Genomic DNA, 21591 nt, shown 5'->3' on the forward strand with positions numbered 1-21591 from the left:
AACAGCCCGACGGACTGGTCCCCCAACCCTCCGCACCCCTCCGCCCTGCCCACAAGGACCACCCAGGGCCACCCAGGAACACCCCAGGAACACCCCAGGAACACCCAGGAACACCCAGGGCCACTGAAAGCCAAGGGGGCGGTGAGGGCCAAGCTCGCGAAAGTTCGCGCCTCCCCACGCCAAAGGGCCGGGCCACCCACAGGTGACCCGGCCCCGAAGCCGCTACGAACTGCCCGTCCCCGAGCCCTACTTCTTACGGCGCCGCCCGGCCTTCGCCTGCTTGCGCCGCTCCGCGCGCGTGAGACCGTCGGCCTCGGAGCGGACGGGCTCGTCGTCGTCACTCTCGAAGTCGCCCTCGATCGTGCCGCCCTCGCCGTCCACCGTCGGAGCCGAGAAGTGCAGCTGACGACGCTGCGGAGCGTCCAGCCCCTTCGCCCGGATCTCCGGACGCGAACCCGCCTGCGCCGGCACCACGTCCTGCTTCTCCATGTCGACCGGCTCGGCGTCCTCCACCGGAACCTCCTCGACCTGCTGCTCGACCTGGACCTCCAGGTTGAACAGGTAGCCGACCGACTCCTCCTTGATGCCGTCCATCATCGCGGAGAACATGTCGAAGCCCTCACGCTGGTACTCGACCAGCGGGTCCTTCTGCGCCATCGCGCGCAGGCCGATGCCCTCCTGGAGGTAGTCCATCTCGTAGAGGTGCTCGCGCCACTTGCGGTCCAGGACCGACAGCACGACCCGGCGCTCCAGCTCACGCATGATCTCCGAGCCGAGCTGCGACTCCCGGGACTCGTACTGCTCCCGGATGTCGTCCTTGATGGACTCGGAGAGGAACTCGGCGGTCAGACCGGCCCGGTCACCGGCCGCCTCCTCCAGCTCCTCGACAGTGACCTTCACCGGGTACAGCTGCTTGAAGGCACCCCACAGCCGGTCCAGGTCCCAGTCCTCCGGGAAGCCCTCGGCGGTCTCCGCACCGACGTACGCGTCGATCGTGTCGTCCATGAAGTGGTGGATCTGCTCCTGCAGGTCCTCACCCTCCAGGACACGACGCCGCTCACCGTAGATGACCTCACGCTGACGGTTGAGGACCTCGTCGTACTTCAGGACGTTCTTACGCGTCTCGAAGTTCTGCTGCTCCACCTGCGACTGCGCCGACGCGATCGCGCGCGTGACCATCTTGTTCTCGATCGGCACGTCGTCCGGAACGTTCGCCATCGACATCACGCGCTCGACCATCTGCGCCTTGAACAGCCGCATCAGGTCGTCACCCAGCGACAGGTAGAACCGGGACTCGCCCGGGTCGCCCTGACGGCCCGAACGACCGCGCAGCTGGTTGTCGATACGCCGCGACTCGTGCCGCTCGGTACCCAGGACGTAGAGGCCACCGAGGTCCTTGACCTCTTCGAACTCGGCCTTGACCGCCTGCTCGGCCTTCTCCAGGGCGGCGGGCAGGGCCTGCGCCCACTCCTCGATGTGCTCCTCGGGGTCGAGGCCACGCTGCCGCAGCTCCGCCTCGGCGAGGTCGTCGGGGTTGCCACCGAGCTTGATGTCCGTACCACGACCGGCCATGTTGGTGGCGACGGTCACCGCGCCCTTACGGCCGGCCTGGGCGACGATCGACGCCTCACGCTCGTGGTGCTTGGCGTTCAACACCTCGTGCTGGATGCCCCGCTTGGACAGCTGCTGCGACAGGTACTCGGACTTCTCGACCGACGTCGTGCCGACGAGGATCGGCTGACCCTTCTCGTGCTTCTCGGCGATGTCGTCGACGACCGCCTCGAACTTCGCGACCTCGGTGCGGTAGATCAGGTCCGACTGGTCCTTACGGACCATCGGCCGGTTGGTCGGGATCGGGACCACGCCGAGCTTGTAGATCTGGTGGAACTCGGCGGCCTCGGTCATCGCCGTACCGGTCATGCCGGACAGACCGGGCTGTTCCTTGTCGTCGTGGTCGTGACGCTTGTAGAGGCGGAAGAAGTTCTGCAGGGTGATCGTGGCGAGCGTCTGGTTCTCGTCCTTGATGTCCACCCCTTCCTTCGCCTCGATCGCCTGGTGCATGCCCTCGTTGTAACGGCGGCCGGCGAGGATACGACCGGTGTGCTCATCGACGATCATGACTTCGCCGTCCATGACGACGTAGTCCTTGTCCTTCTTGAAGAGCTCCTTCGCCTTGATGGCGTTGTTCAGGTAGCCCACCAGAGGGGTGTTCACCGACTCGTACAGGTTGTCGATGCCCAGCCAGTCCTCGACCTTGCTGACACCGGCCTCGTGAATGGCGACCGTGCGCTTCTTCTCGTCGACCTCGTAGTCGCCGGTCTCCTCGATGCCCTTGAGCGGGTTGCCGGCCTCGCCCTTCTTCAGGCGCGTCACCAGCTTCGCGAAGTCGCCGTACCACTTCGTGGCCTGGTCGGCCGGGCCGGAGATGATCAGCGGCGTACGCGCCTCGTCGACCAGGATCGAGTCGACCTCGTCGACGATGGCGAAGTTGTGGCCACGCTGCACGAGCTCGTCCTGCGCCCACGCCATATTGTCGCGCAGATAGTCGAAGCCGAACTCGTTGTTCGTGCCGTAGGTGATGTCGCACGCGTACTGCTCACGGCGCTGGGCCGGCGTCATGTTGGCCAGGATGCAGCCGACGTTCAGACCCAGGAACTTGTGGACGCGCCCCATCATCTCGGAGTCGCGCTCGGCCAGGTAGTCGTTCACCGTGATCAGGTGGACGCCCTTGCCGGACAGCGCGTTCAGATACGCGGGCAGCGTGCCGACGAGCGTCTTGCCCTCACCGGTCTTCATCTCGGCGACATAACCGAGGTGCAGGGCGGCGCCACCCATGATCTGCACGTCGTAGTGACGCTGACCGAGGACACGCTTGGCGGCCTCACGCACGGTGGCGAACGCCTCCGGCAACAGGTCGTCCAGGCTCTCACCATCGGCGTACCGCTGCTTGTACTCATCGGTGAGGGCCCGCAGCTCGGCGTCGGAGAGGTCGACGAAGTCCTCTTCGATGGAGTTGACCTGGTCCGCGATGCGGTGCAGCTTGCGCAGGATCTTGCCTTCGCCTGCACGCATGATCTTCGAGAGGACGGACACGGGGGTTGGTCTCCTTGCCGGTCGGGCCTGGGACGGTCGGTTTCCTTTTGACTTGCTGAGCAACGGCCATCGTATGCGAGGACCCCACCGCGCCGGGAGGCCTGCCGTACGAGGACCGCACACTGCTGCGCACCTGCTCCGAAATCTTCTACCCGGGACAACGGCCGGGCCCCGCCGATGGTGCCGCGTCCGCCACACGAATTGCGCGAATTGTGATCACGCGCTCACGCACCGCAAAACAATGGCGCACCGTGCGCACGCGCACGGAGAATCGGCCGATGGAGCCCCAGCCCGTCACCCTCACCACCACCCGCCTCGTCCTACGCCCCCTCGGCCCCCAGGACACCGCCGCCGTGTACACCGCCGCCCAGGACCCCGACATCCAGCGCTGGACCACGATCCCCTCCCCCTACCTCCCCGAACACGCCCAGAACTTCACCGAAATGCTCGCACCGGAGGGCTGGTCGACCGGCTCGATGTTCACCTTCGGCGTCTTCCTCCCCGACGGCGCCCTCACCGGCGTCCTCAGCCTCACCCTGCGCTCCCTCGGCACGGCCGAGGTCGGCTTCTGGGCCACCAAGGAACACCGCGGCCTCGGCTACACCACCGAGGCCACCCTCGCCGCCACCCGCTGGGCCTTCACCAACCTCTCCATCGACCGCGTCGAATGGCGGGCCGAAGTCGGCAACACCGCCTCCCGCGCGGTCGCCGAAAACGCCGGCTTCACCCTGGAAGGCACCCTGCGCTCCTCCATCAACAACAAGGGCGTACGACGAGACTGCTGGCTCGCCTCCCTGCTCCCGTCGGACCTCGGACTGCCGTCGACGGCGCCCTACCTGCCCGCGCCTCCCCAGCCGCCCGGCCCTTGAACCAACCCACCTCGCGCCCGGCCCAATCCGCCTCGCGCCCGGTCCAGCCCGCGCCGGCGCTTGAACCGGCCGCCCGGCGCTTGTCGGAACGAAGCCCCTGCGAGCCCCCGAACCCCCAGCTCAACCGCCACTGTCAGACCCACCCCCTATCGTGCGAGCCATGACGACCCCGCACCCCGCCACCGAGCTCTCCGCAGACGAAGCCCGCCGCATCGCCCTACGGGCACAAGGCTTCCTCGGCACTCCCGACCGCAAGGCCGGCGTCCGCGGCGTCCTCCGCCACCTGGGCGCGGTCCAACTCGACACCATCTCCGTCCTCGCCCGCTCCCACGAACTCATCCCCTACGCCCGCCTCGGCGCCGTAGGCCGCAAAACCGTCGAGAACGCGTACTGGAAAGACACCCACGCCTTCGAGTACTGGTCCCACGCAGCCTGCATCCTCCCCATCGAGGAATGGCCCCACTTCGCCTTCCGCCGCCGCGCCTACCGCAGCCGCCCGCACTGGAACCACACCCTCCCCGACGGCACGTACGAGCAGGTCATCAAGCAGCTCCGCACCGAAGGCCCCCTCACCGCCACCGAACTCGGCGGCGCGAAGAAGACCAGCGAGTGGTGGGACTGGTCCGGCACCAAGGTCGCCGTGGAACGCGCGCTGATGTACGGCGAGGTGGTCTGCGTCGACCGCCGCGGCTGGAAACGCGTGTACGACCTCGCCGAACGCGCCGTACCCGCCGACCTGTTGCACGACGAGCTCGACGACACCGAATGCCTGCGCCGCCTCGTCCGCCTGGCCGGCCAGTCCCTCGGCGTGGGCACGCGCGCGGACATCGCCGACTACCACCGCCTCAAGGGCGAGCAGGTCGACGCGGTGATCGCCGACTCGGGCCTGGTCCCCGTCACCGTCGAAGGCTGGGGCAAGCCCGCCTGGGCCGACCCGACGGCCCTGGAAACGCCCCCGCGCGGCCGCCACCGCACCACGCTCCTGTCCCCGTTCGACTCCCTGATCTGGGAACGGGCACGCACCGAGCGGATCTTCGGCTTCACCCACCGCCTGGAGGCCTACGTCCCCAAGCCGAAGCGCGTGTACGGCTACTTCGCGATGCCGGTCCTGGCCGGCGGCCGACTCGTCGGCCGCGTGGACCCGGCCCGGGAAGGCCGCACCCTGGTCGCCAAGCAGGTCACCCTGGACGGCCCGAAGGCGGTCCCGGCGGTCGCACAGGCCCTGCTGGAGGCCGCTACCTGGGTGGACTGCACGGACGTACGCGTGGAACGCGTCGACGCCCCCGACCTGCGCGAGCCGCTCACCAAAGAACTCACCCGCGCACTCGCCTGACCGACCCGCCCGACCGGCCCGCCCGACCTGCCCCGCCCCGCCCCGCTTGACCGGAGTCAGCGGATCTCGAGGATCTTCTCCCGCATCGCGTACACCACCGCCTCCATCCTGGAGTGCAGCTGCAGCTTCTCCAGGATGTTGCGCACATGGTTCTTCACGGTGTTCTCGGAGATGAACAACTCCTTGGCGATGTCACGGTTGTTCATTCCCGTGGCCACCAGCTTGAGCACCTCCAGCTCACGGTCGGTCAGCCGCGGCGCGGGCACCAGCCGACGCTCGTCGGTCCGCTGGATCATCGACTTGAACTCGGTGAGCAGCTTCGACGCCATGGAGGGGCTGATCTGCGACTGCCCGTCGGCGACCGCGCGGATCGCGGTGGCGACCTCGTCCGTGGAGATCTCCTTGAGGAGATACCCGGTCGCACCCGCCTTGATCGCCTCGTAGAGGTCGGCCTCCTCGTCGCTGATCGTCAACATGATGATCTTCGCGCTGGGGGCCACCTCCTTGATGGAGGTGCACGCCTCGATACCGCCGCGCTTGGGCATCCGTACGTCCATCAGCACGATGTCCGGCAGCAGGTCGGCCGCCTTGTCCACGGCCTCGGCCCCGTCGCCCGCCTCACCGACGACCTGGATGTCCTCCTCGGCCGCGAGCACGATCTCCAGGCCGCGACGGAACAGGGCGTGGTCGTCCACGACAAGGACTCTGATCGGCTCCTTGCGTGGAGTGCCCTCGTCCGGGCCCATGCCGACGACGCCGTCGTCGGCGCCCTCGTCCCGCATCGGTCCGAAGCTGTCCGCCATCGTTCCTCCCCCTGAAGGCTGTGGCCGTGGTCCTGAGCCGTCGCCAACCCAAGGCAACGACCCACCGGTTGAGCCGCCCTGCCATGATTCCATGCCCAGACGACAACGCGGTGACAGAGCGATGCCCGAAGGGGTCGCACACGGATGCCCCTGGGGGCGCACACCGCGCTCCAGGGGCACACCGCTCAGCTGTCACCGCTCACTGTCACCGGGCAGCGTCAGCCGCCCAGCGCGCCACCCGCCTCGGGTGAGTGCGCCTGCGCCACCATCGGGTCGGTGTCGAGGTAGATCACGCCGTAGTCGTAGGCGTGCCGCCGGTAGACGACGCTCGGCTGCTTCGTCTCGGAGTCGACGAACAGATAGAAGTCGTGTCCGACCAGTTCCATCTCGTAGAGGGCCTGGTCGAGGGTCATCGGAGCGGCCACGTGCGTCTTCTCGCGGACCACGAGGGGGCCGTCGCCCTGCACCTCCAGCGAGCCGATCTTCTTCGTCGGCACACTTTCCGACTCCCCTGCCTGGACGGGGCGGCCGTTGCCGTTGAGCGTCGCCACACCCGGGACGTGGTCGGGAACCTCTGCCGCGGAGAGCCTGCGGGCGCCGCGGCGCGTGTAACGCTTGTCGTGCTGCTTGCGCAGCTGGGCGTCGAGCTTCTCCGCCGCCAGGTCGAGTGCCGCGTACGGGTCGTTGGCCGACGCCTCCGCCCGGATCACCGGACCGCGGGAGCGGAGCGTGATCTCCACTCGGTCACAGCGGTCGGCCTGTCGCGGGTTGGGCTCCTTGGAGACCTCGACGTCGAGGCTGATCACCTTGCCGTCGAGCTTCTGGATCTTCTCCAGGTTCAGCTTCTCGGCCACGTGCTTGCGGAACCGCTCGGGCACCTCGGTCTTGCGGCCCTTGACGACGATGTCCACGCAGAACTCCGTTCCCGGATCACTCCGCTTCGCCGCGGAGCATCTCCCTTTTGCACCAGGCTCCGGTGAGCACCGGAACCTCGGACTTGGTGACTTCCACCTCCTCCTCCCCCATGGGCGAGATCTACACCCCAGGCGCTGCGGGCGATTACGCAAACCGCAGCACGGCATTCGGATATGAGAGGTGTGGCCTGCGGCTTTCCCTCACAACCGAACATATCTCGCCCGGACGGATGTCGTCACCCTCTACTGCGGCGTACCTCCGTTCAGGTGAATTGACCTTCTCATTACCTGCAACGACGCAAGTTCTCACTCAGTTCCGGTTTATTTCGAAAGAGTCCGGCGAGGCCGCGACCACGGCCGCGCACAGCACGTCAGCGGCACCGCCCGCGGCTGTCTCCCTCACTCCGAACGACTTCACCTGTCTGCCTTCCCTGGTGACACCCCCGTACACCGCCGCCGCCCCTTCACCACCCATCCCGCCCCCCATCTCCTCCCAACGCTCCCCCTCACCCGGGCGCCCCCGCCATGCCGCCCGCCCCCGCGCCACCTCCGGCCGCCTCTCCTGGTCCGCCGACGACCACGGCGGCACCGACGCCGACAGCGACGCCCGTACCGCGCGCGCCGCCTCCGCCAGCGAAGCGCCCGTCGTCACCAGGTCGTCGACAAGCACCACAGGACCGCCGCGCAGCACCCGCGCGCCCCCGGGCACCACCGCCAACGCGCCCACCAGGTTGGCCAGCCGCTGCCGGGAGTCGAGCCCCGACTGGTCGGCCACCGGCCGCCGCTGCCGCAACACCGCCGCCACCCGCGCCGGCATCCCGGCCCGCCGCAGCTCACCGGCCGCCGCAAGCGCGATCCGCCGCGCCGGATCATGCCCACGGGCACGCACGGCGGCACGGGCGGAGGGGACGGGGACGAGCAGCAGGCTTCCGGGGGACTGGGGGGCCTCCCCCACCCCCACCCCCTCCCCCGCCTCCCCCACCCCCGCCCGCACAGCCCCCGCCAACGCCGCACCCAAAGGTCGCGTCAGCGCCAGCGCGCCGCGTTCCTTGTGGGCGAGCAGGACGGCCCGGACTTCGTCGGCGTACCGGGCCGCCGCGTGCACGGCGGGCAGCCCTGGCGGTTCCGGCGTCGGCCGTACCCGAAACGGCGCGGCCCCGCTCAGCGCCGTACGGCATTGCGGGCAGAGCACCGTACGTGCGCTTCCGCAGCCCCCGCAGTCGGCGGGCAGCACCAGGCCTGCGAGTTCCTGCCACCACCTGCGAACGCTTTCCACGTCGACCACTGTGCCCCTGTCCGGAGCGGCTCACCACCCCTGTGGAAAACCCTGGAACCATGAACGAGAGGCTGTGGAAAACTCCCGGGACGGCGGACCTGAGGCGATCTCACAGCCCGCCCGGCGTCACTCCCGCTGGAAAAAAATCATCCGGGGTAAAACACGGTGGAAGCGGTTTCCTTCAGGGTTCGCCAGCCGCTCCCGCCGGGCAGCCACAGCAGCCCGTCCTTGGAGGTGGCGAACAGCGGGGTGTCGCTGTCCTCGGAGGCGGCGATGCTGGTGACCTCGGTGAGGCCGGGAAGTGTGCCGGCCTCGGGGATCGAGCCGTCGCACTGCACGTACTGGGCCTGCTCCACGCCGCCGGCCTCGCGGCCGACCACCACGAGCCGGCTGTCCCCGGCCCACGCCATGGCGCTGACCTGTTCCAATTCCGGTGTCGCCGAGCGCAGTTCCTGGACCGACACGGACGGCTTCTCGCCGCTGCCCGCGCCGCGTTCGATCCGCCCGATGAGCAGGGACTGCTTGCCGCCCTTGTCCACGACGAGCGCGATCCGCACCCCGTCGGCGGCCACGCGTACGGCGTTGATCCGGCCGTCCAGTCCGGGCGTGAGGACCTCCAGGGGCTGGCCGCCGCCCTTCGCCAGCAGGAGCAGCCGAGGGCGACCGGGGTCGCGGTCGGCCACCCACAGGTCGCCCTGGGCATCCCAGCTGGGGGTGGTGAGCCGGTCGGTCTCCGTCTTGCCCTTGCTCTGCAGTACGGGGTCGCCGATGGAGCTGCCCGACACGGTGGAGGTGACGTAGAGCGTCTTGCCGTCGAGGGCGACTCCGGCCGCGCTGTGTTCGTCGCGGGCCACGGCGACGGAGCGCAGTGCCTTGGCGCCGTCGCCGAGCGCTCCGGGCACGGCCTCGGCCCGGGTGTTGCCGCTGCCGCTCGTCATGCGGACGAGGCGGTGCTGGCCGTCGATGAAGTACAGGTAGCCGGGGTTGGTCTGCGAGCCGCGTGCGGCGACGGCCGCGGCCCGGTCCGCGGCGAGGCTGCACAGTTGTGTGCCGCCCGCGCGAAGCGCGATCTCTTCGATGGTGGGGGCGAGGCTCTGCAGGGAGAACAGCAGCTGGGCGGCCATCTCGTCGCACTTGCCGCGCCCGATGTGGGCCGCCTTGTCGTTCAGCGGCACGGTGAGCTTGTTCTGGTCGTCGGGTGCGAGCGAGGTGCCCTTGGGCAGTGCGGTGCCCGTGGGGAAACTGGATCTGACGACGTGGCGCAGCCAGCTGGTGGGTCCGGTGAGCACACTGCGCACCATCTGCGTCATGGGGTCGACGCGTTCCCGTACGTAGACGGGGTCGGCGACGGCCATGGGCTGTCCGGAGGCGTCGGCGGCGGTGTTGGAGGCGAAGTAGTACTTGTTGACGGACACGTAGTTGCGCTGGAAGTCGGACTTGCCCATGACGACGCCCGAGGGGAGCGCGTCGATGCGCCATTGTCCGGTCTTCTTGTCACGGGTGAGGTGGACCGTCTGGCCGTAGTTGCCCGAGGCGGGCGTGTACGACTGCTGGGCGTCGACGACGGCGACTCTCGTGCCGGTCAGGACGTACGAGAAGTCGTTGCCGTCGTCCCGGCTTCCGGTGGGTCCGGCCACGGTTGCCGGTCCGTCGGCGAGGACCGTCGTGGAGCGTTCGGGCTCCCATTTCTGGGCGGCCTTGTTGGTCAGGTACTGCCGTGCCGTGGAGTAGCTCGGGTCGTCGCTGGTGAGCGCCTCGAGGAAGCCCTGGACGATCTCCTGGGGCTGTGCGTCGTCCGGGGGCGGCATCGCGAACACGCGCACCTGGGGGTCCTGGCGCGGTGTGGATTCGACGCCGCGCAGGTCGCCGCTGTCGGGCATCGAGGCGCACCCCGCCAGCAGTACGGCGCCACAGGCGACGTACGCCATCGTGCGCACCGGCGTGCGCCGGGCTACCCCCTTGCGCCGTTCAGCGCCCACGGAATGCCTCCCCTTGGTCGTCCGAGCTCTCCGTGGCGGCTGCCCGCCGGTCCGGAGTCCCCCTCAGTGCCGTGTCACCCTGGTCCGCCGTTCCGGACGGCTCCGGGTCCTCGCCCTGTGCTGTCTCCGTCGCGGCCCGGGTCGTGGACGGTTCGTCGGGTCGCCGTCCGTTTCCCGTGCCCGGGGCGGTCCGCGGCACGACGCGTGCGCCGTTGCCGGGCAGGGCCGTCGGGTCGGCGGTGGGCGCCACGCTGGTCATGCGGGGTGTGAGCGGGGCACGGGCGGCCGACAGTTGCTCACTGGCGGGCTGCACCGGCACCGTGGCGCTCTTCTCGCCTCCGCCGCGCGGGCGGCCTGCGTCGTCGCGTTCGCCGCGGTTGCGGCGGGAGTCCTTGGGTTCGAGCGGTATCGGCGAGCCCCGCAGCGGCTCGTCGGCGGTCCTGGGCAGCGTCAGCCGGAACTGGGAGCCGCCGCCGGGCTCGCCCCAGGCCTGCAGCCAGCCGCCGTGCAGTCGGGCGTCCTCCAGGGCGATGGACAGGCCCAGGCCGGTGCCACCGGTGGTACGCGCGCGTGCCGGATCGGCGCGCCAGAAGCGGCTGAAGACGCGGGTGGCCTCGCCGGGTTTGAGCCCGACGCCGTAGTCGCGTACGGCGATGGCGACGGCGCCGCCCGCGGCGGCCAGTTTGACGATGACGTCCTTGCCCTCGCCGTGTTCCACGGCGTTGACGACCAGGTTGCGCAGCACCCGCTCCACGCGCCGGGCGTCGGCCTCGGCGACGACGGGCTGCTGGTCGCCGATGACGCGTACGGTCGTGCCCTTGCGTTCGGCGAGCGGGGCGGCCCCGCTGACGACGCGCCGCACGACCTCCCTGAGGTCGATCGGTTCGGCTTCCAGGGCGGCGGCGCCGGCGTCGAAGCGGCTGATCTCCAGCAGATCGGCGAGGAGCGTCTCGAACCGGTCGAGCTGGTCGGCGAGGAGTTCCGCGGACCGCGCGGTGACGGGGTCGAAGTCGACGCGGGCGTCGTGGATGACGTCGGCGGCCATGCGGACGGTCGTCAGCGGCGTCCGCAGCTCGTGCGAGACGTCGGACACGAAGCGCCGCTGCATCCGCGACAGGTCCTCCAGCTGCTGGATCTTCAACTGGAGGTTCTGGGCCATCTTGTTGAAGGCCTCGCCCAGGCGGGCGATGTCGTCCTCGCCGGTGACCTTCATCCGCTCCTGCAGTCGTCCCGCGGAGAGCCGTTCGGCGATCCCGGCGGCCATCCGCACGGGTGTGACGACCTGGCGCACCACGAGCCAGGCGATGGCCCCGAGGAGGACGACGACGAAGAGTCCGGCGGTCGCCAGGGTGCCCTTGACCAGGCTCAGCGACTTCTCCTCCTGGGTGAGCGGGAAGAGGTAGTACAACTCGTACGGGTCCTCGTTGGGGTCGCTGACCTGCTTGCCGATGACCAGGGCGGGCTGGGACTCCTTGTCGCTGAGGTAGATGATGCGGGAGTAGCTCTGGACCGCACCGGTGCTGGTGTTGACGCGTTCGCGCAGGTTCTTTGGGACGCTCTTGTTGGGGTCGACGAAGCCGGAGGCGCGCGGTCCGTAGCCGCCGCTGTCGTCGCCGGAGGGCAGGGTGACCACGTCGAACGCGCCCTGGCCGCCGCTGGACAGCGACAGCACGAGCTCGCTCATCCATTCGCTGACATTCCGCGAGGCGCGGCTGCCCGGCGGGGTCCCGTCGTCCGCGACGGCGCTGGAGGCCTCGTCGGCCTTCTGCTTGGCCACGGCGAATCCGCCGGTGGCCTGGCTCTGGGACGCTTTGACCTTGGCGTCCAGCAGGCCGTTGCGGACCTGCCCGATGACGACGAAGCCCAGCAGCAGGACGACGCCCAGCGACATCAGCAGGGTCGTGGCGACGACCTTGAGCTGGATGTTGCGCCGCCACAGCCGCATGACGGGCAGCAGTGGCCGGCGTACCCAGCGCAGCAGCAGCCGTAGGACGGGGCTGCCCTGTACCCCGCCTTGCAGCAGTCCGCCTTCGAGGAGGCGGGCAAAGCGTGAACCCGGTGTCTTACGGCCGACAGGCCGCTCCGGTCGGGCCCCGGACCGGCCGGGAGCCGAAGCGGCACTGTCCCCGGACATGTCAGCTGGGTCCTGCCTTGTATCCGACGCCACGGACGGTCACCACGATCTCGGGTCGCTCGGGGTCCTTCTCGACCTTGGAGCGCAGCCGCTGGACGTGCACGTTGACCAGGCGGGTGTCGGCGGCGTGCCGGTAGCCCCACACCTGTTCCAGGAGCACCTCGCGGGTGAACACCTGCCAGGGTTTGCGCGCGAGCGCGACCAGCAGGTCGAATTCCAGCGGCGTCAGCGCGATCGACTGCCCGTCCCGCTTCACGGAGTGGCCGGCCACGTCGATGACGAGGTCGCCGATGGCGAGCTGCTCGGGCGCCGGTTCCTCCGACCTCCGCAGCCGAGCCCGGATCCGGGCGACCAGCTCCTTCGGCTTGAACGGCTTCACGATGTAGTCGTCGGCGCCGGACTCCAGCCCGACGACCACGTCGACTGTGTCGCTCTTCGCCGTGAGCATCACGATCGGCACGCCGGACTCCGCCCTGATCAGGCGGCACACCTCGATGCCGTCCCGGCCGGGCAGCATCAGGTCCAGCAGCACCAGATCGGGCTTCGCCTCACGGAAAGCAGCCAGCGCCTTGTCACCGTCGGCTACGAAAGACGGCTCAAAACCTTCACCACGCAACACGATGCCGAGCATCTCGGCCAGTGCGGTGTCGTCGTCGACGACAAGGACTCGTCCCTTCATAAACGACATCATCCCATTCTCATAACGGTGAAGGTTGCCCAGGTGAGCAGGGTCACCGGCCAGTGACGATAGTCGTACGGGACCGTCACTGTCTGCCCCCGTCCTCCATAGCCGATGTCAGCGGCTGATGTCAGTGCCTCTGTGCGCGGCGGCGCCCGGGCCGGCGCAGGCGGTGATGCCGGTGAAAATCGCGGTGCGGCGCGGCGGTCTCGGTGATGGGATGCGCCGCATGAGCGACCCGTTGCGCGACCGCATCGAGCGGTACTACGCCACCGTGCCCCTCCTCTTCGCCGACGCCGAGGACTTCGGTGCGCTGCGACTGTTCGTACGCAGGGAGCCGGGTGCCCCGTACTACGGCGGTCCGAGCCACGCCCGGCCCAGCGCGGAGGGCGCGGCCTGTATCGGCTCCGCCGACATCGCCCGGGTGCGGGCCCGCCAGCGTGAGCTCGGTGTGCCGGAGGCCTTCGAATGGCTGGCCGAGTCGGCACCGACGCTGCGGGCCCGTATCGAGGCGGCCGGCCTGCCCGTACTGCGCCGCCCGCTGATGGTTCTCGCTCCCCGTCGCGCACTCCCTCCACAGCCCCTTCCCACCGGCGTGGCGCTGCGTGCGCTCACCGCGGACGATCCCGCCCTCCCCGCAGTCCTCGCCCTGCCCCGCCTGGCCTTCGCCACGGAGCCCAGGCGCACCACGGACCCATCGGCCCCATCGATCCCATCAAACCCAGCGCGCCCCGCGGACCGTACGGAGTTGTCCAGGCTGGCCGAGGAGCTGACGGAGGACGGCACCGTGGCCATGGTCCGCCCCACGATCCGCGCCGGACACAAGACGCTCGTCGCCGCCCTCGCCCCGGACGGCACCCCGCTCGCCGCCGGCCACTACCACCCGGCGACCGGCGCCACGGAGATCGGCGGCGTCTGCGCCCTGCCCTCAGCCCGCCGCCAGGGTCTGGCCGCCGCCGTGACATCGGCCCTGGTCACCCACGCCCGCGACCACGGCGTCGACACGATCTTCCTGGCCTACGCGAAGGAGGCCGTTGCCCGCATCTACGCCCGCCTCGGCTTCCGCCCCGCCGGCACGACCCTCCTGATCGCCAACCAACCCGCACGCTCATGACGCCGGCAGCCGCGGGCCGGTCCGGTCAGGGCCGGTCCCCGCCCCGGCGCGCCCTGCGGTACAGCTCGGCAAGGGCATCGGCCGTCACCGGCGATATCGCGCCCTCCTCCGTGACGATCGCCGTCACCAGCTCCGGCGGCGTCACGTCGAACGCCGGGTTGTACGCCTGGGTCCCCAAGGGCGCCACCGGAATCCCTCCTCCCGCTCCCGTCACCGGCGCCTGCGGTGCCGTGACCTCCGTCACCTCGAACCCGGGACGTTGCTCCACCTCGATCGACGCCCCGTCCGGCGTCTCCGGATCCACCGTCGTCACCGGCGCCACCACGATGAACGGCACATGGTGATAGCGCGCGAGCACCGCGAGCGGATAACTCCCCACCTTGTTCGCCACCGATCCGTCGGCCGCGATCCGGTCCGCCCCGATCAGCACCGCGTCCACCTCGCCCGCCGCGAAGAGCGAACCCGCCGCGTTGTCCGTCAGCAGGGTGTACGCCATGCCGTTGCGCGCGGCCTCGTACGCCGTGAGCCGAGCGCCCTGCAGCAGCGGACGCGTCTCGTCGACCCACAGCCGGCGAAGCCGCCCCGCCCGGTGCGCGGCGAGCGCCACCGCGAACGCGGTACCCTCCCCGCCCGACACCAGCGAGCCGGTGTTGCAGTGCGTGAGGACACGGTGTCCGCCGCCGGGCAGCAGCTCGTCGAGGAGTGCCAGCCCGTGCCCGGCCATCCGGGCGCTGGCCTCGGCGTCCTCCCGGTGCAGCCGGCGCGCGGCCGCCAGCGCCGCCAGCGCGCCCTGTCCCGGGTCGCCGCTGCGGGCGAGTTCCGCCTGGTACGCGGACCGGGCGCGGCGCACGCCGACGGACAGGTTCACCGCGGTGGGCCGGGCCCCCGCCAGCGCGTTCGCGGCCTCGTCCACGTCGAAGCCGCGCGCGGCGGCGAGCGCGACACCGTACGCCCCGGCGATCCCGAGCAACGGCGCTCCCCGCACGGCCAGCGAGCCGATCGCCTCCACCAGCGCGGACGCGTCCGTACACACCAGTTCGACTTCCTCGGTCGGCAGTCTCGTCTGGTCGAGAAGAACCAGTACGGGACCTTCTGGCGGCTCCTCCCAACGAAGCGCCGGGGCCTCGGTCGGCCGCTTGCCCTCGCCGGATTGCACGTACTGATCAGCCATGCGGTCAGTCTGCCCACTATCCGACGGACCATTGAAGATGTGCGGCCCATACCGCGGCCGGTCCCCCGGTCAGCACCCCATGGCACGATGGCTCCCAACCTGCCGCCGCGACCGCGGACGGGCACCGTGAAGGAGCGACGATGAAAGACACTCCGGGCTGGGCCTCGCCCGGATCCGCCCCGTCCGACGGACAGGAGCCCGGCGCGTCCCACCCCGCCGAGCCGACCGACCGGCCCGCCTGGCAGCAGCCCGCGGACCAGCCGGACGCGAACCCACCGAGCCCCGGCACGAAGTGGTCCAAGGAACAGCCGCCGCCCGGCCAGTGGTCGGCGCCCACAGGCCCCCAGAACCCCGGCCAGGCCCCGCCACCGCCGCCACCCCCGCCGCCCGGCCCAGGCTGGGGCCCCCACCCGCCCGCCGGACCGGGAGGCGGACACCCCGGCGGCCCCGCCGGACACGGCGGTTACGGCCGTTACGGCGGCTACGGCCCTCCCGGGGGCTGGGGCGGCCCCCCGCCCGCCGCGAAGCCCGGCGTGATCCCGCTGCGCCCGCTCGGCGTGGGCGAGATCCTCGACGGCGCCGTCGCCACCATGCGCACCTACTGGCGCACGGTCCTGGGCATCTCGCTGACCGTCGCGATCGTCACCCAGGTCTTCGTCGTCCTGCTGCAGGGCCTGATCCTCGACGGCTCCACGGACACCGCCGCCCTCGGCGACCCGGCCGCCACCGTCGACGAGCAGCTCAACGCCATGGGCGACGCCATGCGCGCTTCCGGCCCCGTCCTCCTCATCACGCTCCTCGGCACCATCACGGCGACCGCCCTGCTCACGGCCGTCACCAGCCGCGCCGTGCTCGGCAAACCCGTCACTCTCAAGGAAGCCTGGCGCGACGCCCGCCCCCAAGTACCCCGGCTGTTCGGGCTGATCCTCCTGCTGATGCTCATCACCGCCGGCGTCGTCCTCGCCTGTCTGCTGCCGGGCATCCTCGTGGGCGCCGCCGGGAACTCCGACGCAGGTGACGCGCTCATGGCCTTCGGCATCCTCGGCTCGATCGTCCTCGTGCTGTGGCTGCTGATCCGGTTCTCCCTCGCCTCGCCCGCGCTGATGTTGGAGAAGCAGGGCATCAAGAAGTCGCTCGGCCGTTCCGCGAAGCTCACCCGCGGCTCCTGGTGGCGCGTCTTCGGCATCCAGCTGCTCGCCCTCATCATCGCGAACATCGTCGCGATGATCGTCGTCGTCCCCTTCGCCCTCCTCGGCGCAGCCCTGAGCGACGGCGGCGTCGGCGGCATGGTCGAGGCGGGCGGCGACTACGGCTGGACCTACCTGATCGTCAGCGGCATCGGCTCGGTCATCGGCTCCATGATCACCTTCCCGATCGCGGCGGGCGTCATCGTGCTGCTCTATATCGACCAGCGCATCCGCCGCGAGGCCCTCGACCTCGATCTGGCCCGCGCCGCAGGCCTCCAGGGCTACGGCTCCCCCACTCCCGGCACCACCCCGGGGAGCTGATGCGGTGATCCCGGCGGGGGGAGTTCTCATAGCGGTACCGCGCCCGGGCGGTTTGCCCGTCCGGGCGCTGCCCGGCCTCACCGACGCACCCGCGGCAGCCCTCTCCCGCGCCGCCGGCCGGGCCGCGCAAGCCCTGTTGCGGGCGGGCGGCGACGGCACCGTACTGTCACTGGCCCGCTCCGGCGACGAACCGCCGGTGACCATCCCCCGGGACCCCGCGCGGGAGGCGGCCCGCCGCGAGCTGTCCAAGGACCTGTACCACCAGAACGACCCGAGCCTGTTCCGACGCGCCCTGGACACCTTGTGGGACTGGATCGGCGACCTGTTCGACACCGCTTCGACCGCCACCCCCGGCGGCACACTCGGCCTCCTGGTCGTCGTCCTCGCCGTCGTGGCCGTCGCCGGCGCCCTATGGTGGCGCCTGGGCACCCCGCGCCGCCAACCCTCCTCCGCCGCCGCCCTGTTCGACGACCGCCCCCGCAGCGCCGCCGAACACCGCGCCGCCGCCGAGGCACACGCCGCCCAGGGCCACTGGAACAGGGCCGTCCAGGAACGCATGCGCGCCATCGTCCGCTCCCTGGAGGAACGCGCCCTCCTCGACACGCGCCCAGGCCGCACGGCCGACGAAGCCGCCGACGAAGCCGGCCGCACCCTGCCCGCCCACACCGACCGACTGCGCACCGCCGCCCGCGACTTCGACGACGTGACATACGGCGGCCGCCGTGCGACCGAGCAGTCGTACAGGCAGATGGCCGAACTCGACCTCGACCTGGAACGCACCAAACCCCAACTGGCGGCGAGCAGCACCCACACCACGGCCCACCCCGCCCGCCAGGGAGCCGCCGAGTGACGACCGAGGCCACGCTCCCCTCCACCTCGTCCTCGCCCACCGCCCTGCGGCTGTGGACCCGCGCGCGAGGACTCACTCTCGCCTTCGTACTGCTCCTGGCGGGAGCCGTCACGCTCGCCGCGCTCCAGTCCGACGCCCGCCACGGCGCCCTCGACCCCCGCTCCGCCGACCCCTACGGCAGCCGCGCGATCGCCGAACTCCTCACCAACCACGGCGTGTCGACCCGCGTGGTCGACACCCTGGCCGACGCCCGCACCGCGGCAGGCCCCACCACCACCCTCCTCGTCGCCACCCCCGACCTCCTGACGGAACGTCAACAAAACGAGCTGCACGCGGCGATCGCCGACTCCGGCGGCCGCACCGTCCTCATCGCCCCCGGCAGCTCGTCCGTGGGAACCCTCGCCCCCGGCGTGACCGCGGACCCGGCCACCAACCACGGCTCCACGCTCTCCCCCGACTGCACCCTGCCCGCCGCCCGCGGCGCCGGCGCCGCGGAAACCGGCGGCATCCGCTACACCACCCGCCACCTCGGCACCGACGAGTGCTACCCCAGCGAGCGCCTGGCGACCCTCCTCCGTATCCCGGACGCCTCCGGCGACGGCGACACCGTCGTCCTCGGCGCGCCCGACATCCTCTACAACAACCGCCTCGACAAGCAGGGCAACGCCTCGCTCGCCCTCCAACTCCTCGGCTCCCGCACCCATCTGGTCTGGTACCTCCCCTCGCTCTCCGACACCTCCGCCGCCGACCCGGACGACGAAAAGGGCTTCCTCGACCTGCTCCCCTCCGGCTGGATCTGGGGCACCCTGCAGCTCTTCGTCGCGGCAGCCCTCGCCGCCCTCTGGCGGGCACGCCGACTCGGCCCCCTCGTGCCCGAAAAACTCCCCGTGGCGATCCGCGCCTCCGAAACCGTCGAAGGCCGCGCCCGCCTCTACCGCAAGGCAGCCGCCCGCGACCGCGCGGCCGCCGCTCTTCGCTCCACCACCCGCACCCGCCTCGCCCCTCTCCTAGGCGTCCCCGTCACCCAGGCGCACGCGCCCGAGGCACTCATCCCCGCCCTGTCCGCCCACCTCCACGGAGACGGACAGTCCCTGCACTCCCTCCTCTTCGGCCAGCCCCCCGGCGACGACGCGGCCCTGATCGCGCTCGCCGACCAACTCGACGCCCTCGAAAGAGAGGTACGCCGTCCATGATGGACCCGACCACTGACAACGCCGGGACCACCGGGGACCCGGGCCGCGCCCGAGCCTCCCTGGAAGCCCTGCGCGCCGAGATCGCCAAGGCCGTGGTCGGCCAGGACCCCGCCGTGACCGGCCTCGTCGTCGCCCTCCTCTGCCGCGGACACGTTCTCCTTGAAGGAGTCCCCGGAGTGGCCAAAACGTTGCTCGTCCGCGCCCTCGCATCCGCACTCGAACTCGACACCAAACGCGTCCAGTTCACCCCCGACCTCATGCCGAGCGACGTCACCGGCTCCCTCGTCTACGACACCCGCACCGCCGAGTTCTCCTTCCAGCCCGGCCCCGTCTTCACCAACCTCCTCCTCGCCGACGAAATCAACCGCACCCCGCCGAAAACCCAGTCGTCCCTCCTCGAAGCCATGGAGGAACGCCAGGTCACCGTCGACGGCACCCCACGCGCCCTCCCCGACCCCTTCCTGGTCGCGGCAACCCAGAACCCCGTCGAGTACGAGGGCACCTACCCCCTCCCCGAAGCCCAACTGGACCGGTTCCTCCTCAAACTGACGATCCCTCTCCCCTCCCGCCAGGAGGAGATCGACGTCCTCACCCGCCACGCCGAGGGCTTCAACCCACGCGACCTGCACGCCGCCGGCGTACGCCCCGTCGCAGGCCCGGCCGACCTCGAAGCGGCCCGGGCGGCCGTCGCCAAAACAACGATCTCCCCCGAGATCACGGCCTACGTCGTCGACATCTGCCGCGCCACCCGCGAATCCCCGTCCCTCACCCTGGGCGCCTCCCCGCGAGGCGCGACCGCCCTCCTCGCCACAGCACGTGCGTGGGCATGGCTGACCGGCCGCGACTACGTCATTCCCGACGACGTCAAAGCCCTCGCCCTCCCCACTCTCCGCCACCGCGTACAACTCCGCCCGGAGGCCGAGATGGAAGGCGTCACCGCCGACTCCGTCATCAACGCGATCCTCACCCACGTCCCCGTCCCCCGCTGATGGCACTCACCGGACGTACCGCGCTCCTCGCGGCCCTCGGCTCCCTCCCCGTCGGCATCTGGGACCCCGGCTGGACGGGCATCCTCGCGGTCAACGCCCCCCTGGCCGTGGCCTGCGCCTGCGACTTCGCACTCGCAGCCCCCGTACGCCGCCTGGGCCTGACCCGCTCCGGCGACACCACCACCCGCCTCGGCGAACCGGCGGACGTCACCCTCACGATCACCAACCCGTCCCGCCGCCCCCTGCGCGCCCACCTCCGCGACGCCTGGCCCCCCAGCAGCTGGCAGCCGGGAACGGAGACGGAGGCCTCCCGCCACCGTCTCACCATCCCGCCCGGCGAACGCCGCCGCCTCACCACCCGCCTACGCCCCACCCGCCGCGGCGACCACCACACCGATCGCGTCACGATCCGCTCCTTCGGCCCCCTCGGCCTCTTCTCCCGCCAGGGCGCCCACGAGGTCCCCTGGACCGTGCGGGTCCTCCCCCCGTTCACCAGCCGCAAGCACCTCCCGTCGAAGCTGGCCCGCCTGCGCGAACTCGACGGCCGGACCAGCGTCCTGACCCGCGGCGAAGGCACAGAGTTCGACAGCCTGCGCGAATATGTTCCTGGTGACGACACCCGCTCCATCGACTGGCGCGCCACAGCCCGCCACTCCACGGTCGCGGTCCGCACCTGGCGCCCCGAACGGGACCGACACATCCTCCTGGTCCTCGACACCGGCCGCACTTCAGCGGGACGCGTCGACGACGCTCCCCGCCTGGACGCCTCCATGGACGCGGCCCTCCTCCTCGCCGCGCTGGCATCGCGCGCCGGCGACCGAGTCGACCTCCTCGCCTACGACCGCCGCGTACGCGCCCTGGTCCAGGGCCGGACCGCACGGGACGTTCTTCCATCCCTGGTCAATGCCATGGCCACGCTCGAACCCGAACTGGTCGAAACGAACGCGCGCGGCCTCATGGCAGCAGCGCTCCGCACGACTCCCCGCCGCTCCCTCATCGTCCTCATGACCACGCTCGACGCCGCCCCGGTCGAGGAAGGCCTCCTGCCCGTCCTCCCTCAGCTCACCCAACGCCACACCGTCCTGGTGGCCTCGGTCGCCGATCAGCGCATCGCCCGCATGGCCACGTCCCGCGGCGACACCGACGCTGTGTACGAGGCCGCAGCCGCAGCCCAGGCTCAGGCAGAACGCCATCGCACAGCCGAGCAACTCCGCCGCCACGGCGTCACCGTCGTCGACGCGACACCGAGCGAGCTCGCCCCTGCACTGGCAGACGCCTATCTGGCACTAAAAGCAGCAGGCCGCCTGTAACGCAAAACGGGCTCTCCCGAAGGAGAGCCCGTCCAGACAACCATAAACGCAGAAAACCCCCGTGCGAATGGCACGGGGGTTTCCTCAATATTTGTTCGGCGGTGTCCTACTCTCCCACAGGGTCCCCCCTGCAGTACCATCGGCGCTGTAAGGCTTAGCTTCCGGGTTCGGAATGTAACCGGGCGTTTCCCTCACGCTATGACCACCGAAACACTATGAAACTGTTTCAGCCGCACCACACCCGTGACCATGGGCATGGGGCTGTTCGTGGTTTCAGAACCAACACAGTGGACGCGAGCAACTGAGGACAAGCCCTCGGCCTATTAGTACCAGTCAGCTTCACCCATTACTGGGCTTCCACATCCGGCCTATCAAC

Annotated in this window: 16 protein-coding genes and 1 rRNA gene; 8 read left to right on the forward strand and 9 right to left on the reverse strand. The window is 70.6% G+C overall.

What is annotated here, in order from left to right; all coding sequences use genetic code 11:
• Window positions 1-246: 246 nt before the first annotated feature.
• On the reverse strand, window positions 247-3093 hold the full coding sequence (gene secA / locus ACIBTS_RS25765; protein ID WP_099936747.1) for a preprotein translocase subunit SecA: 2847 nt from the start codon (window positions 3091-3093) through the stop codon (window positions 247-249).
• A 278-nt stretch (window positions 3094-3371) separates the two neighbouring features.
• Here secA and ACIBTS_RS25770 point away from each other — a divergent pair, with 278 nt between their 5' ends.
• Window positions 3372-3962 carry a GNAT family N-acetyltransferase gene (locus ACIBTS_RS25770; protein WP_399322447.1) on the forward strand — a complete coding sequence of 197 codons (591 nt, stop codon included), beginning with the start codon at window positions 3372-3374 and terminating at the stop codon, window positions 3960-3962.
• Between the two features lie 160 nt (window positions 3963-4122).
• Complete coding sequence (locus tag ACIBTS_RS25775; RefSeq protein WP_399322449.1) at window positions 4123-5295, forward strand: winged helix-turn-helix domain-containing protein; 1173 nt, start codon at window positions 4123-4125, stop codon at window positions 5293-5295.
• Window positions 5296-5351: 56 nt separating this feature from the next.
• Here the strand turns inward: ACIBTS_RS25775 and ACIBTS_RS25780 are convergent, their stop codons facing one another.
• From ACIBTS_RS25780 to mtrA, 6 genes are all read right to left on the reverse strand, one after another.
• Window positions 5352-6098, reverse strand: a complete 747-nt coding sequence (locus ACIBTS_RS25780; protein ID WP_079661884.1) for a response regulator transcription factor — start codon at window positions 6096-6098, stop codon at window positions 5352-5354.
• A 218-nt stretch (window positions 6099-6316) separates the two neighbouring features.
• Complete coding sequence (hpf, locus tag ACIBTS_RS25785; RefSeq protein WP_399322451.1) at window positions 6317-7009, reverse strand: ribosome hibernation-promoting factor, HPF/YfiA family; 693 nt, start codon at window positions 7007-7009, stop codon at window positions 6317-6319.
• Between the two features lie 313 nt (window positions 7010-7322).
• On the reverse strand, window positions 7323-8288 hold the full coding sequence (locus ACIBTS_RS25790; RefSeq protein WP_399322453.1) for a ComF family protein: 966 nt from the start codon (window positions 8286-8288) through the stop codon (window positions 7323-7325).
• Between the two features lie 146 nt (window positions 8289-8434).
• Window positions 8435-10216, reverse strand: a complete 1782-nt coding sequence (locus tag ACIBTS_RS25795; RefSeq protein WP_399322479.1) for an LpqB family beta-propeller domain-containing protein — start codon at window positions 10214-10216, stop codon at window positions 8435-8437.
• 40 nt (window positions 10217-10256) lie between these two features.
• Window positions 10257-12401 carry an MtrAB system histidine kinase MtrB gene (gene mtrB / locus ACIBTS_RS25800; protein ID WP_399322455.1) on the reverse strand — a complete coding sequence of 715 codons (2145 nt, stop codon included), beginning with the start codon at window positions 12399-12401 and terminating at the stop codon, window positions 10257-10259.
• A 1-nt stretch (window position 12402) separates the two neighbouring features.
• Window positions 12403-13092 (reverse strand): two-component system response regulator MtrA, encoded by a 690-nt coding sequence (gene mtrA / locus ACIBTS_RS25805; protein WP_187283109.1) that lies wholly within the window; start codon window positions 13090-13092, stop codon window positions 12403-12405.
• A 208-nt stretch (window positions 13093-13300) separates the two neighbouring features.
• On the opposite strand from mtrA, the gene ACIBTS_RS25810 reads away from it, so the two are divergent.
• Window positions 13301-14194, forward strand: coding sequence for a GNAT family N-acetyltransferase (locus ACIBTS_RS25810; protein WP_399322480.1), 894 nt, complete (start codon window positions 13301-13303; stop codon window positions 14192-14194).
• Window positions 14195-14219: 25 nt separating this feature from the next.
• On the opposite strand, the gene mtnA is transcribed toward ACIBTS_RS25810, so the two are convergent.
• Window positions 14220-15365, reverse strand: a complete 1146-nt coding sequence (gene mtnA / locus ACIBTS_RS25815) for an S-methyl-5-thioribose-1-phosphate isomerase (RefSeq protein WP_399322456.1) — start codon at window positions 15363-15365, stop codon at window positions 14220-14222.
• Window positions 15366-15505: 140 nt separating this feature from the next.
• Here mtnA and ACIBTS_RS25820 point away from each other — a divergent pair, with 140 nt between their 5' ends.
• The 5 genes from ACIBTS_RS25820 (at window position 15506) to ACIBTS_RS25840 (ending at window position 21215) form a co-directional block, all read left to right on the forward strand.
• Window positions 15506-16873: a glycerophosphoryl diester phosphodiesterase membrane domain-containing protein gene (locus ACIBTS_RS25820; protein WP_399322458.1), complete on the forward strand. Its 1368-nt coding sequence runs from the start codon at window positions 15506-15508 to the stop codon at window positions 16871-16873.
• Window positions 16874-17006: 133 nt separating this feature from the next.
• On the forward strand, window positions 17007-17723 hold the full coding sequence (locus tag ACIBTS_RS25825) for a DUF4129 domain-containing protein (RefSeq protein WP_399322481.1): 717 nt from the start codon (window positions 17007-17009) through the stop codon (window positions 17721-17723).
• Entirely contained in the window at window positions 17720-18916 is a 1197-nt protein-coding gene (locus tag ACIBTS_RS25830) for a DUF4350 domain-containing protein (RefSeq protein ID WP_399322460.1), read from the forward strand. The genes ACIBTS_RS25825 and ACIBTS_RS25830 overlap by 4 nt, the downstream gene beginning before the upstream one ends.
• Window positions 18916-19905 carry a MoxR family ATPase gene (locus ACIBTS_RS25835; protein WP_099936741.1) on the forward strand — a complete coding sequence of 330 codons (990 nt, stop codon included), beginning with the start codon at window positions 18916-18918 and terminating at the stop codon, window positions 19903-19905. Before ACIBTS_RS25830 ends, ACIBTS_RS25835 begins: the two co-directional genes overlap by 1 nt.
• Entirely contained in the window at window positions 19905-21215 is a 1311-nt protein-coding gene (locus tag ACIBTS_RS25840) for a DUF58 domain-containing protein (RefSeq protein WP_399322462.1), read from the forward strand. The genes ACIBTS_RS25835 and ACIBTS_RS25840 overlap by 1 nt, the downstream gene beginning before the upstream one ends.
• Before the next feature lie 93 nt (window positions 21216-21308).
• Here the strand turns inward: ACIBTS_RS25840 and rrf are convergent.
• A 5S ribosomal RNA gene (gene rrf / locus ACIBTS_RS25845) occupies window positions 21309-21425 on the reverse strand.
• Window positions 21426-21591 lie beyond the last annotated feature (166 nt).

The organism is Streptomyces sp. NPDC050121 (assembly GCF_044460385.1).
In the GTDB taxonomy this organism is placed as follows: Bacteria; Actinomycetota; Actinomycetes; order Streptomycetales; family Streptomycetaceae; genus Streptomyces; species Streptomyces soliscabiei.

Bases quoted from the DNA above. Each gene is read 5' to 3' on its own strand.
- ACIBTS_RS25820 (WP_399322458.1), top strand. From the start codon at position 15,506: ATGAAAGACACTCCGGGCTGGGCCTCGCCCGGATCCGCCCCGTCCGAC.
- ACIBTS_RS25775 (WP_399322449.1), top strand. From the start codon at position 4,123: ATGACGACCCCGCACCCCGCCACCGAGCTCTCCGCAGACGAAGCCCGC.
- ACIBTS_RS25810 (WP_399322480.1), top strand. From the start codon at position 13,301: ATGCGCCGCATGAGCGACCCGTTGCGCGACCGCATCGAGCGGTACTAC.
- ACIBTS_RS25780 (WP_079661884.1), bottom strand. From the start codon at position 6,098: ATGGCGGACAGCTTCGGACCGATGCGGGACGAGGGCGCCGACGACGGC.
- ACIBTS_RS25840 (WP_399322462.1), top strand. From the start codon at position 19,905: ATGGCACTCACCGGACGTACCGCGCTCCTCGCGGCCCTCGGCTCCCTC.
- ACIBTS_RS25835 (WP_099936741.1), top strand. From the start codon at position 18,916: ATGGACCCGACCACTGACAACGCCGGGACCACCGGGGACCCGGGCCGC.
- mtnA (WP_399322456.1), bottom strand. From the start codon at position 15,365: ATGGCTGATCAGTACGTGCAATCCGGCGAGGGCAAGCGGCCGACCGAG.
- mtrB (WP_399322455.1), bottom strand. From the start codon at position 12,401: ATGTCCGGGGACAGTGCCGCTTCGGCTCCCGGCCGGTCCGGGGCCCGA.
- ACIBTS_RS25795 (WP_399322479.1), bottom strand. From the start codon at position 10,216: ATGGCGTACGTCGCCTGTGGCGCCGTACTGCTGGCGGGGTGCGCCTCG.
- ACIBTS_RS25770 (WP_399322447.1), top strand. From the start codon at position 3,372: ATGGAGCCCCAGCCCGTCACCCTCACCACCACCCGCCTCGTCCTACGC.
- mtrA (WP_187283109.1), bottom strand. From the start codon at position 13,092: ATGATGTCGTTTATGAAGGGACGAGTCCTTGTCGTCGACGACGACACC.